Below are 13,302 nucleotides of genomic sequence, written 5' to 3' on the forward strand. Positions count from 1 at the left end.
GCTACTTGTTTTGTCATTCAGAATAAACCGAAAGATGTCAATTTGTTAAAAAGATTCTTCGCTTCGCTCTGAATGACAGTTATTATTGTTCTACCTCGATCCATTGTCCTTTATTACGGGCATAATATGCATTATCATACATTGCTTCAACTTGAGCACCCGGCAAATAATAATTGCCTAAATAAGAAGCATTTAATTTTACCGTAAAGGTTTTTGATTTTTTTGAACTAAGATCAAAATAGAAATTTACTCTGTCATCACGAATGTCAGTATAGCGCGCATTGCCTTTTGCACCTCCACTTAATTCAGTAAAACTGGTATTTACAATCTCCCACCCACTCGGAAAGATTTGTGATAGGGCCACATTATCAATATAATCACCGGAAGTATTTGTAACTACTACTTTGGTAGTAATTTCAGTACCCTGGCGCAATTTTGAAATAGCTAACGGATTGCCTTCTCCATCTAAATATTGTGACTTTACAGTAATATTACGTTGCTCGGTAAGTTCCTTACCTAATGGTAATTTTCCTTTTTGAACCAAAGTAACATATACCACATTTCCTTTACTATTGGTTACCGTCACAGCATTTTTCCCCATCGAAATTCCAATTTCACGCTGTGCAATAGCACGATCTGTTTTCACCGTTGTTACTTTTCCGTTTTGAGTAAACGAAAGCTCCATCGCTTTTCCACCATTCTTGTTGACCATCTTTGCCATGGCCATTAATCCATACGCGGTTTCTTGTGTGCTATACCATCGCTGCGATGATAGTGCTTTTGCTAAAGAAATAGCTACTTCACGTTGTTTAGGATCTTCTAATGCCACCATGGTTTCCAGCGCCATAGCTTTATTTCTAAAAGGAGATCCATAGGTATAATAATCATATCGCTGAGGTTGAAAATCGATATTTGCTGTTTGTACAATCTGCATTGCAACATTCTTTTTACCGGCAAGCGCATAAGCAGCTGCCAAACGCCATTTGGCATCATTACTCATATGTTTGGATTCACGCAGACGATTCATTGCCGCAAGTTCCGGTTGTCCGGATAACGCTAAGGTATACAATCGGTACGCCTGTATTAGGCTAGAATTGTATCGTGTATTACTATTTCTCCATTGGCGTGCCGCATTTTGTTGATACCTTAACCAATTGCTCATAAAAGTAATTGGTAAAGCATACCCTTTTTGCTTGGCTTCTAACATAAAATGCCCAACGTAGTTAGTACTCCATTGGTTAGATTCGCTTTCGCCCGGCCAATAGCTTAAACCACCACTGCCATTCTGAAATGATCCTAGTTTTTTAATTGCAGCTTCAATGTTCTTTTGCATTTCTTTTTTCTTATCGAATGTAATGTCGAATACATCGGCTAGAAATAACTGTGGAAATGCTGCAGAAGTAGTTTGTTCTACACAACCATGTGGATACCGTATTAAATATTCCAGACGTTTTCCAAAATTCATAGGAGGTAAGGTGGAAAATTCTAATAGGGCACCGTTACTTCCGGATACACCAAACGTTTCAAAATCGATTGTCTCTTTTCCATTTTCTGAAAGCGTATACTGAACAGTTTTTTGAGAAATCGGATTTGGGTTTTCCACATCAATTTCTACTTTGTAACTTGCAGTTTCACCACTTCCGGAAGCAACCACTTCAATAGTCTGCAATGTTTTAGCCGGAAGCACTTCAAATTCAAAATTGACAATTTGTTCACCGGGCTCGGAAAAAGAAATATTTTTTGTTACTCCATTAACAGGCCTCAGAGCATTACTTACCTTTACAGAAACAACTGCGTTTTTCACTTTTTGCTCCATTGCAAATACAGTCACGGGAAGTGTAACTTTTTCGCCTGGAGACAATTTACGCGGCAGAGAGGCCAACACCATTAATGGTTTCCGAACCGGAGTTGTTTTTTCTGTTTTTCCATAAGAGCCTTTAGGGTTTTCTCCGGCAATCACCATAGTACGAACGGAACCAATATAATTAGGCATGGTAATCTCATGAGATGCTTTTTCACCATTTTTCAATTCAAAAGGGCCTAAATACTTTACTACAGGCTTAAAACGATCCGCTTTTCGGTTTTTAGCTCCTGCAGCTTCATCGCCACCACCAATGGCATAAATATTATTTACACTTCCGGAGTAAGCACCAATAACATAATCGTAAACATCGAATGTCTTAACTCCTAAAGCTTCACGGGTATAAAATGCTTCGTGAATTTTTGGTGTAACGAAACGCGTAAGGTCAAGCAAGCCTTCATCTACCATTGCAATAGTATAGGTCATTGGTTTGTTGTCCTTTTCTGAAACTTTTACGACAAACCTTTCTTCTGGCTTTAAAACTTCCGGCATCTCTAATTTTGGATGTAATACTGTTGCAGGGTCTTCAACTAAAATTGGAATTACTCCATACAATCTGATAGGAAGGTCATTTTTAGTTTGTTCGTGAGGTTGTAACAGCGAAATGTTTACGTACACATTGGGCGCCATTTCTTTTGTAATCTTTACCGTTGTTTTTGTCTCTCCTTTATTGGTTTCAATCCAATATGTGGATAATACTTCAGTACCATTTTCAACGCTCAGTAATGCACGTCCTTTACTACCGGAAGGAAATGTAATTGTCGCTTCTTCTCCTACAGTATACTTCTCTTTGTTTGCTGAGAAGACTAACATTTTTGAGCTTTCAGAATCGCCATCCACAGGTGCTTTCCACCAATTTCTATAAAAATAAGTGATGCGCCCGGTAGCATGACCTGATTGTGTATCGATCACCCTAATGAGGTAACGACCACCATCATCTTCAGGAATGTTGAGTGTGAAGTTTGCCTTTCCATTGCCATTGGTTGTAAGTTTAAATTCTTTTACCGGGCGATGTATACTGGAGCTTTCGTAGCGAGAAAGATTGTCTCGGCTTCTGTTCCACCACCAACGCCATTCTATTCTAAAGACCTTTACTTCAATTTCTCTATGTCCACTAGCCTTTCCCTGGGCATCTACAGAAGCAATATCAAAAACAGTATTTTCATCTGTAAAATAAGAGCCGTACCGATGTGCTTCGGGAGATCGTAAGCCTACAAAATGACTATAAGGGGCTAAATTTTTTGAAAAAACATCTATTGAAAAATCACCCCCACCTTCAAACATTTTAGTTAAAAAAGTGGCTTTTAACATCCCTGGAGCTTTATTACTGATCTCAAAATTTTCAGAAAAAGAAGCGATTCCTTCTGCAGATAATTTTGTGTCTGCTACAGGAATTTCAACTTCATCGAAAGTTCTAATAGGGTCATTGAAATTGTATTTTTTAAACTTGTCGAATGCAGTGCTTGTCGCTCTTAACGTGGCACTCATTTCAACTTTTAGATTACGGGCAGGAGCTCCGTGGAGCCAAAGACCGGTAACTGTACCTTTTACGGGTTTACTGGCATCAAGCGTTTCATCTTCAAAATCAAGTTTTATTTTAAGGCGGTTGGGCTTAATGGTAGCAACTTTTAAACTTTTATTGAATTGCACCCCCCCTACAGTTACTGTTGCATTCCAATTTCCGGTGGGTGCAGAAGCTTCTGTTTTAACAGGGAAATAATAAAATCCATTCACTCCGGTATTTACAACATTTCGCAGGACTAATTTCCCTCTGGCATCTGTTACTTCCAGTTTTACAGGGTGGTTTTTTGGCAACGGATTCGCCAGGTCATTAAGTACAAAAGTTAAATGAATAGGGTCTCCGGGGCGATGTACACCTCTTTCCGTATACAAAAATCCTTTTAATCCTTTTTGTAATTGTTGCCCTGAAACGTCAAAATTACTAAGTGATAACGCATTCCCATCTTCCAGTTTTGCATAGGCATAGTTGTTTCCTTTTTGTGCTATAGCAAAAGCAGCAGTTTTGTCACTATCATAAATAGTGAGTCCGTCAACCTCTGTTGTTATCGTTCCTATGAGTTGTTGCTGATAATTGAAAAGTTTAATTTTTACACCGTTTTCAGGTTCAGTGGTGAGTAGGTTATTTGCGGCAAAATGATAGGTGCGATTGCTTCCCTTTTTTAAAATTAGCCCCAGATCGCTTCCTAAAATATTTGTGCTAATAACACGATCTTCATTATAGTATGCTTCATGGCATGGATTATCCCGTTGCTGCCAATTATACGTATAATTTCGCCAGCGGTATAATTCATTATCCCAATAACGCTCTTCTTTTTCATCTTCATCTCCCATTTCGATATCACCGTAATCTTCCTCATAATAGTATTCGTCTTCGTAATATTCATCGCCATCTTGTGAAACTTCTGTATTTACAACATCACAATCATAATTACTGTATTCTTTTTTGAAACTAATCTCAATCCGGTATAATGCTCCGGGGTCTGCATTGAAAAATTCTGAAAGATTAATCGCGTATGCTTTCCACAATCCATTATCACCAATGCTATTTCCCTGGAGGTCAATGGTTTTCTTGACAACTCTTCGCCCTACTTTCCGAATATCATAATAATTGGGGTTGTTGAGGTTTGAAGATTGTAAAAACTGAAGCATATTGTCTTCAAAGATCTTTACGACCCGAATATCTACGGCTGAAAGATTTACTGCTTCAAAGTAAAGAGGTGTGGAAGTTGCATTAGGTAAAATAGTCCCACTGGAGATAAGCTTTATGGCTGGTTTCAGCTGTTCAAAAGATACAAGTTCGGAAAACTCCTTTTTCAACCCAAAATTTTCGGTGTTTTTAATTCCATTAAAAATGGTGACACGAACATTTCCTGTGACACGATTAGGAGGGTAAACATGCAAGACATTTCCATCTACTTCAAAACGGAGATTGGCAGTATTTTCGATAGCCACCAATCCTGCAAAATTCTGATTTTCTTTTATTGGATCAGAAAAATTAACGGAAAGAGAAGCTTGAGGGGAAAGGGAGCTTTTTACGTCTACAACTGTAAAATTGTTCTGTCCGGGAATAGCAAAATTATTAGTTCCTTTTGTATCACTGTTAATAGCTTTTCCATCCCAACTTATTTCGATTTCCGAATCGTCTGTTTTTCTTTGAATACTGTCAATTGTGAAATTAAAAAAACGGGCATAACCGCCTTCTGCAGCCCATTTAACTTTTAGCTTTTCCTTGTTTTGTTTTACTGAAACCAACTGTTTTGCTTTTTCCAATGAAATTAGATCTGAAGCTTCCAATGTTCCATTTACATATTGCCATTTTTTGCTGTAGGACTGTAAATTGTCCAGATCTATTTTAAAGTTTGGCGTAATGGTCTTGAAACTGAAAGTGTAATTTTTAAACTCTTTTTCAATATCCTCATACAGCTCACTCAACCTGACAGTAACAGTATATTCGGTATCAGGCTTTAGATACTCTGTAGGTTGAAATAGTAAGGTGCTTCCGTTTTCTATTATAAGTTTTCCTTTCGTTTTTGGATTTATTTTTAAATATTCTGAAGGAAGTTCCTGAGTGATGTCAAATTCATCTAAATACTGTGAAAGCTCAATACGAATGGGACTTGCAATAGATTGATTTCCGTAGGTATTGTAACTTATATATTCCTTAAACTTAAAAAGATTATCGGTTTCTGAAGGATCATTTTTGCCGCCACAAGAGGAAAGAATTATTACTATGGCAAAAGCGAATAAGCGATGCAGATTTTTCATGAATGATGGTTTTAAAACATTATTAAAAGTACAGTAAAAGTATTGTAAAGCAATAGCAAAGTCAGGATTAAAACCTCAACAAAGAGGCAATAAAAGAGTAACTTTTCTGTCTTTTAGGGGGAAGTGGTTTTCTTTCAACGGGAATGGAATCTGCTTCGTATATTAAATTTTAACATTTATGAAGAGTTTAACAAAAAGGCTGAAGTTAAAAGTATTTTACTAAAAACTATTCTTTTGAAAATTCATACTCGCGTTCTACTTTACAAATACGGGTCTTATACCATTGATACCAACGTTCTTTTCCCAATTTTTGGGCTTCTAAATGATCCAGATTTGCTTTCCAGTTCTTTATTGCCTCCAGGCTTTCCCAATAACTAATAGTAATTGCAAGGTCGCTTCTGGCATGTTCAAACCCCAAGTATCCAGGTTGCTGTTTTGCAAGCTGTTCCATACGTTCAGCCATTTCTGCATAACCGTTGGTATCTTCGGTTTGCATATTGGTAAAAATAACGGCGTAATAAGGTGTTTTCAATAGTATTCTTTATTTATAAATTCCAATGAATAGTTTCCCTTCTGCATTCATATGTGCACGATACATCCCTGCAGTATTGAATTCCATAGCAACATTTCCGTCTTTGTCTATGGAAACAACGCCTCCGTCACCTCCTAATGCAGGAACTTTTTTCTGGATCACTTCACTGGCTGCTTCTTGCAAAGAAAGTCCTTTGTATTCCATTAATGCAGAAATATCGTGAGCGACCATAGCCCGAATAAAATATTCGCCCCAACCTGTAGAAGATACGGCACAGGTTGCATTATTTGCATAGGTTCCTGCACCAATAATTGGCGAGTCACCAATACGATTCCAACGTTTATTGGTCATTCCCCCTGTAGATGTTCCTGCTGCCAGGTTTCCGTTTTTGTCAAGAGCGGCACAACCTACAGTTCCAAATTTCGATGCCTTAATAAAAGGATCTGCAAATGCTGTTTTGCCATTGTGATCCAATTCTGTTTTTTCTTTTTCTTTTATACGTTGTAATGATCTAAAACGATTTTCAGTATAGAAATAAGAAGGGTCGATCAATTGAAAACCTTTTTCTTCGGCAAAGGTTTCGGCTCCTTTACCACTTAACATCACATGAGGCGAATCATTCATTACTGCTAAAGCAAGGTCGATAGGATTTTTAACACGAGTCACTCCTGCTACAGCACCTGCATTTAAAGTAGCGCCGTCCATTACAGAAGCATCCAGTTCATTTGTCTCTTCATGAGTAAATACAGCGCCTTTGCCGGCATTAAATAGCGGCGAGTCTTCCATTATATTAATGGTTCTTGTAACTGCTTCCATAGCAGTGCCCCCATTTTTTAAAATTTCATGACCTACTCTTATGGCTTCTTCTAATTTTGCTTTGTATGCAATTTCTAAAGAATCACTCATATTTTCTTTTAAGATAGTGCCAGCCCCACCATGAATGACAATACCAAAATTTTCACCTTTGTTTTTAACAATATTGTCTTTTTTGTAAGTCTTTTCCGATGATTTAGAATCATTTTTACAGCTAAAAAGCACAAAAAATCCGATGAAAAGCGTTAAAAATTTAATTTTATTCATATTTTTTTATTAGCATACTAATATAGCCCAAAATCTCCTGTTTTTCTATAGGTTATCAAGGTTTTTATTGTAGGAAATTAAGACTAATACTTGCTATATAATCGATTAAAAGCAATAAATATTCGATTAAAAGCATTTTTTGTAAGAATATTTATTATATTTGACTCAGCATCATGCCCCAAATTTGATGCCCCCCGTATTATGAACCTACTAAAAACTAGCCTACTGGCTATGGTATTTATGTGCCTTGTTACATCTTGTCAAAAAGACGAAGGTGTTGCTTCAGAAGAAGTTAATTATTCTATAGATCTTAACCTTGCTCAGGAAACCGACTGGAAAATAGCTGATGAGATACTTGTTCTTATTAATGAACACCGAGTGTCAATGGGTCTTTCAGAAATTATTAAAGATCAGCAATACGCATCTGCTTATGCAGTTGATCATACCCAATATATGATCGACATTGAAAAGATCAACCATGATAATTTTAGTATTCGCTCTAAAGCCTTAAAACAAAGAGGAGCAAAAGTTGTTGGTGAAAATGTTGCATTTGGTTATACTACTTCCGAAGCAGTTGTTACGGCTTGGTTAAATAGTGAAGGCCACAGAGAAATCATTGAAGGCGATTACACACATTCCGGTTTTGGAATTATGAAATCTTCTGAAGGAAAATATTATTTTACACAACTTTTCTATAGAAAGTAAAATTACTCATCTCTTTTTCTTTTAAAGCTTTTACCGTATTTTTATGCAAACAATAAAAATACGGTAATGGCTATTCAAGAACCTTTCAATTTAAATAAATGGGTTGATGAAAACCGGGAACTGCTTAAACCCCCGGTAGGAAACAAGAACCTCTACAAAGAAGCAGGCGATTATATTGTGATGATTGTTGGGGGCCCTAATGCCCGTAAGGACTATCATTATAATGAAACAGAAGAATTATTCTACCAACTTGAAGGTGAAATAGAAGTTCATGTACAAGATGAAGGGCAAAAACGCACTATGAAGTTAGGTCCCGGTGATATGTATCTGCACCCGGCCAAGGTTCCTCATTCACCGGCCAGGGGAGAGAATTCCATTGGATTAGTGGTAGAACGTAAAAGAAATGATCTGGAAGGTAAAGACGGCCTTTTATGGTTTTGTGATAACTGCAATACAAAATTACATGAAGTTTATTTTACATTGCAAGATGTAGAGACAGATTTCTTTAAACATTTTGAAAAATTTTACGGGAGTGAAGAACTTCGTACCTGTAGTAATTGCGGGACAGTTATGGAGACAGACCCCCGATTTACAGCAGATTGATTTTTATTCTGAAAGACCTTCATATTCATTTCAAAATCTTCTTACTATTGTGTACCTTCGCACCTCAATAATTTGCGAATAAAAACTCATTATATTTATGTCAACTGTAGCAACATCTTTTGGGATAGAAGAAGCACTGGAACAACTTGGGATCAAAGAAACCAATAAAGGTACATCCACAGGAAGCAACTGGTTTTCCAATGGAGAAGAAATAGCTTCATATTCTCCCGTAGACGGAAAATTAATTGGAAAAGTAACCACTACTACTAAAGAAGATTACGAAAAAGTAATAGAGAAAGCCGCCGAAGCTTTTAAGAGCTGGCGTGTAATACCTGCTCCACAGCGTGGGGAAGTAGTGCGCCAATTTGGAGAAGAACTTAGAAGGTTAAAAGAACCTCTTGGAAAATTAGTTTCCTATGAAATGGGGAAAAGTTATCAGGAAGGACTGGGTGAAGTCCAGGAAATGATAGACATATGTGATTTTGCCGTAGGACTTTCAAGACAATTACACGGACTTACCATGCATTCTGAACGCCCCGGACACCGCATGTATGAGCAATACCACCCACTGGGGATTGTTGGAATAATTTCTGCTTTTAACTTTCCGGTAGCTGTTTGGGCATGGAACACAGCTTTAGCCTGGATTTGTGGAGATGTATGTGTTTGGAAACCTTCTGAAAAAGCCCCTTTATGCGGAGTGGCTTGTCAAAAAATCGCTGCAAAAGTATTTGCTGAAAACAATTTACCGGAAGGAATCTCTTGTTTGGTAAATGGAGATTATAAAGTAGGAGAATACATGACCACAGATAAACGGATTCCTTTGATTTCTGCCACAGGATCCACCCGAATGGGAAAAATTGTTGGTAGAACCGTTGGAGAACGCCTTGGAAAATCTTTACTGGAATTAGGAGGAAACAATGCTATCATTGTAACTCCGGACGCCGATATTAAAATGACTGTGATAGGGGCCGTATTTGGTGCCGTAGGGACAGCCGGACAACGATGTACATCAACACGACGTCTTATTATCCATGAAAGCATTTACGATAAAGTAAAAGATGCCGTAGTTGCTGCTTATGAACAATTACGAATAGGAAATCCTTTAGATGAGAACAATCATGTAGGACCTCTTATTGACAAAGATGCCGTAAGAATGTATCAAAATGCTTTGGAAAAAGTAGTGGAAGAAGGAGGAAACATAATTGTTGAAGGTGGTGTTTTAGAAGGAGAAGGATATGAAAGCGGATGTTATGTAAAACCTGCAATAGCTGAAGCAAACAATAACTTTGAAATAGTTCAGCATGAAACCTTTGCACCTGTATTGTATTTGTTGAAATACAGTGGAGGTGTAGAAAATGCTTTGGACATTCAAAACGGAGTTACACAAGGATTATCATCAGCTATTATGACCAATAATTTACGTGAAGCAGAACGATTTTTATCTGTTGCAGGTAGTGACTGTGGGATTGCTAATGTAAATATTGGAACTTCCGGAGCAGAAATTGGTGGTGCTTTTGGTGGTGAGAAAGATACCGGAGGTGGCCGAGAGAGTGGAAGTGATGCATGGAAAGTGTATATGCGCCGCCAGACTAACACGATCAATTATACAACAGAGTTGCCTCTGGCACAAGGAATTAAATTTGATCTATAGTATTAAAATAAATCTTAAAAACCGCTTCAACTGAAGCGGTTTTTTTATGTCCTCTTTTTGCAAACAAATTAGTTTCTCCCTTTTTCATCAGGATATAACTGCCAGACTTCATCGCTTTGCCAAACCTGTTTTGTATCAATGTCCATAACAGAAAGAGGGCCTTTAAATGCAGCACCGGTATCTATATTCCAGACATTTGCAAAATTCACAGGTTTTGTATGCCCAATTCGGGTAACGGGCGTATGTCCAATATAAATTTCGTTAAATAGCTTGAGGCGCTTAGGATATTTATCGCCTTCTTTAGATACCGTATGATCCATAGTACACACCATTTCCCATAGCGTACGATCCCAATACACCAAGTTAGGATAATATTCATATTGAGGACCGTGCATATTAGTAAAACCTGCATGCAAGAACAAGCGATTTTCATCATCGATGTAATAATTATGAAGACTCTCCAGAAACAAAATATGCGATTTCTTCTCTTGTTCAGAAAGTTTTGAATAACTTACTTTGCTGGATTCCCCTCCATGTTGTAACCACATGGGGTTATTGTCATCATACTTCAGAAAATTATAGAGTAGTTCATCGTGATTCCCACGCAAAAAGACGCAGTCATATTTTTCAGAAAAATGAATTAAAAATGAAATTGTTTCAGCAGACTCACTCCAGCCATCTACATAATCACCAACAAAAATAAAGCGATCCCCCGAAGTAATTTTCAAATATCCTAATACTTGCTCTAAAGCGCGAAGGCCGCCGTGAATGTCTCCTATAACAAATGCGCTCATTATTGTAAAAGTAAAACTATAGTACTAAGTATTGCAATAATAAATACCACAAGGAAAAATATTTTCCAGAATGAATAGGGTCGTTGCCCGGAGAGTGCTCCTGACTGCCCATTTACAAAAAAATTATAGCGCTTTCCTTTAAAACGATAAGCACTTACATACACCGGAAGTAAAATGTGCTTAAAGGTTTCGTTACTTAGGTTCATAGTAATTGAAGTAATCCTTTGTGTATCTCCTCCAATATCTCTTCGTGCCCAACGGTCTGCTATTTTTCGAGCTTCTTTGTTAGATTTCAAATGACCTTCTTTAAGAGGAATCGTGTATTTTTCGGTTACAAAACCTGCGAGATAGCTGCTATCAAAAGGCTGTAATTTTTTTAGGTCCCACCGGGCAATTTTAGATGGGATCACTCCAGATCGCTGTTTAGATGCTTTGATCAGGGTATCGTCTACAAAACCATTAATTGTGCCTGATGCAGGGGACCAACGGGTACGACGTTCTTGTCGGGTGCGAGTAACCGTCTTGCCGTTAACGGTTGTGGTATAAGGTACACTCACATAATAGTAATCTCCACGCTGGCCCGTATAGGCTGCAAATAACTGAGCATCGAATGTCCAAAAAGGTAAATACAATCCTTTTGTGTTTTGTGGGTCTATAGCCGCTTTTTTTAAGTTATTTGGAGCAAACCATAGTCCGCTAACCCACTTCTGAAAAATTTCATGTGCTTTTTTTTGATCTAGCTGAAAGGGTAACACAGCACCCGGAAATATCCAGTCCTCTTTATACATATCTTCCACAATAAGCGGCATACTGCAATAGACGCAGTGTAAAGATTTGTAATGTTCCTCAATATGTTGATGAGCACCACAGTTTTTACAGTGCAACATGGTAATCTCTTCACTATGTGACTGCGAACCTAATTCATCTAAATAGGGCTTTAGCTCTAACTCTTCAAAACCATTTTCTGAAGGAGTAATTTCCTGGGTGTAACTACAGTATTCGCACTTCAATTCGGTAGTGCCAGGAGCATACAATAACTCTGCACCACAATTAATGCAGGGTTTTTTAAGTTCAGATTCTTGTGGAGTGGTCTCTTGCATAGTTTCTTTAAAAGAAAAGAGGCGTCCTTTTTTTGAGATGGAAATTCATTACTGCCCTGGTAAGGGTGGTGGGGTACTACCTCCTAAAAAAGCTTTTAACTCTTCTATTTCGTTTAAGGCCATCCAATTTTGCATTCCCTGTTTCCAGACAAGGGTATCTTTATTTACTGTTCGGTTAGCAAACAGGGCCTTAAGCTGCTCAAAAGTTACGGGACCGGCTTGTTGTCCGTTTGCCGCATAAAAGTATTGTACCGCAACAGGCATAGGAGGAGGCATTGCACCAGTTTGTTGCATGGGGGTCTGTTGTTGCCCTCCCATTTGTGGTTGCATCATTCCACCCATTTGTTGAGCAAGAACAAAACCCATTCCCATTCCCATTCCGGCACCGGCAGTTCCACCTTCGTTAGTAGCCGCAGCTTCAATGGCTTTTGCAGTTTTGAATTTTGTTAACTTGTCCAGGTCTAATTTGTCAATACGGCTGTATTCAAAGATCTCTTTTTTAAGATCTTCCGGCATGGAAACATTTTCAATAAAGAATTTTTCAAGAGAAATACCTACACTTCCAAATTCCGGTTGCATCACTTCCCGGCATGTTTCCGAAAGTTCGGTAGTATTTGCAGCGTATAGTTCAATAGGTAGATTGGCTTCCCCAACCGTATCTGTAAAACGAGTGGCAATCAAACTTTTAAGGTGTTCGTTGATCTCAAAATTGGTAAAATTATTATCGGTTCCTACAATATCTATAATAAATTTTCCTGCATCATTGATTTTAAAAGCATAGGTTCCAAAGGCACGGATCTCTACTAACCCAAAACGCTCATCGTTTAATGTAATTGGGTTTTTAGTACCCCATTTTTCATCGGTGAATAAATGTGTGTTTACAAAGTAGACCTCTGCTTTAAAAGGGCTGTTAAAACCATACTTCCACCCTTTTAGAGTAGTAAGTATTGGAAGATTTTGTGTGTTTAATGTATAAGTTCCAGGTTCAAAGACATCTGCCAGCTGCCCTTCATTTATAAAGACGGCTGTTTGTCCTTCTCGAACTATGAGCTTGGCATTGTTTTTAATTTCATTTTGGTAACGTTCAAATCGATGACATATAGTATCGTCTGTATAGTCCAGCCACTCAATAATATCTATAAATTCGTGACTTAATTTTTCTTTTATTTGATCAAAGATGCCCATAGGTT

9 protein-coding genes are annotated in these 13,302 nt (G+C 37.8%); 3 read left to right on the forward strand and 6 right to left on the reverse strand.

All coding sequences use genetic code 11. From position 1 onward, the window contains the following. Nucleotides 1-82: 82 nt before the first annotated feature. The 3 genes from ACY2RT_RS08250 to ACY2RT_RS08260 form a co-directional block, all read right to left on the reverse strand. The gene (locus tag ACY2RT_RS08250) at nucleotides 83-5,647 is read right to left on the reverse strand and encodes an alpha-2-macroglobulin family protein (RefSeq protein ID WP_490155434.1); all 5,565 of its coding nucleotides are present in this window, start codon (nucleotides 5,645-5,647) and stop codon (nucleotides 83-85) included. A gap of 226 nt (nucleotides 5,648-5,873) precedes the next feature. Next, complete coding sequence (locus ACY2RT_RS08255; protein ID WP_490155773.1) at nucleotides 5,874-6,185, reverse strand: antibiotic biosynthesis monooxygenase family protein; 312 nt, start codon at nucleotides 6,183-6,185, stop codon at nucleotides 5,874-5,876. 3 nt (nucleotides 6,186-6,188) lie between these two features. Next, the gene (locus tag ACY2RT_RS08260) at nucleotides 6,189-7,259 is read right to left on the reverse strand and encodes an isoaspartyl peptidase/L-asparaginase family protein (protein WP_490155435.1); all 1,071 of its coding nucleotides are present in this window, start codon (nucleotides 7,257-7,259) and stop codon (nucleotides 6,189-6,191) included. 201 nt (nucleotides 7,260-7,460) lie between these two features. Between ACY2RT_RS08260 and ACY2RT_RS08265 the strand changes: the two genes are divergently transcribed. From ACY2RT_RS08265 to amaB, 3 genes are all read left to right on the forward strand, one after another. Further along, nucleotides 7,461-7,964: a CAP domain-containing protein gene (locus ACY2RT_RS08265; protein ID WP_490155436.1), complete on the forward strand. Its 504-nt coding sequence runs from the start codon at nucleotides 7,461-7,463 to the stop codon at nucleotides 7,962-7,964. Nucleotides 7,965-8,030: 66 nt separating this feature from the next. Next, a complete protein-coding gene (locus tag ACY2RT_RS08270; protein ID WP_490155437.1) occupies nucleotides 8,031-8,567 on the forward strand; it encodes a 3-hydroxyanthranilate 3,4-dioxygenase in 537 nt (178 codons plus the stop codon). Between the two features lie 97 nt (nucleotides 8,568-8,664). Then, nucleotides 8,665-10,218, forward strand: a complete 1,554-nt coding sequence (gene amaB, locus ACY2RT_RS08275; RefSeq protein WP_490155438.1) for an L-piperidine-6-carboxylate dehydrogenase — start codon at nucleotides 8,665-8,667, stop codon at nucleotides 10,216-10,218. A 68-nt stretch (nucleotides 10,219-10,286) separates the two neighbouring features. Here amaB and ACY2RT_RS08280 read toward each other — a convergent pair whose 3' ends face one another. Genes ACY2RT_RS08280 through ACY2RT_RS08290 form a run of 3 tightly spaced genes read right to left on the reverse strand, consistent with a single transcriptional unit; the run spans nucleotide 10,287 to nucleotide 13,297 of the window. Next, entirely contained in the window at nucleotides 10,287-11,012 is a 726-nt protein-coding gene (locus ACY2RT_RS08280; RefSeq protein WP_490155439.1) for a metallophosphoesterase family protein, read from the reverse strand. Continuing rightward, nucleotides 11,012-12,112: a TFIIB-type zinc ribbon-containing protein gene (locus tag ACY2RT_RS08285; RefSeq protein WP_490155440.1), complete on the reverse strand. Its 1,101-nt coding sequence runs from the start codon at nucleotides 12,110-12,112 to the stop codon at nucleotides 11,012-11,014. Before ACY2RT_RS08285 ends, ACY2RT_RS08280 begins: the two co-directional genes overlap by 1 nt. A 48-nt stretch (nucleotides 12,113-12,160) precedes the next feature. Next, a complete protein-coding gene (locus ACY2RT_RS08290; protein ID WP_490155441.1) occupies nucleotides 12,161-13,297 on the reverse strand; it encodes an SPFH domain-containing protein in 1,137 nt (378 codons plus the stop codon). Nucleotides 13,298-13,302: the final 5 nt, after the last annotated feature.

It is taken from the genome of Ulvibacter sp. 2210JD10-4, from assembly GCF_058148525.1.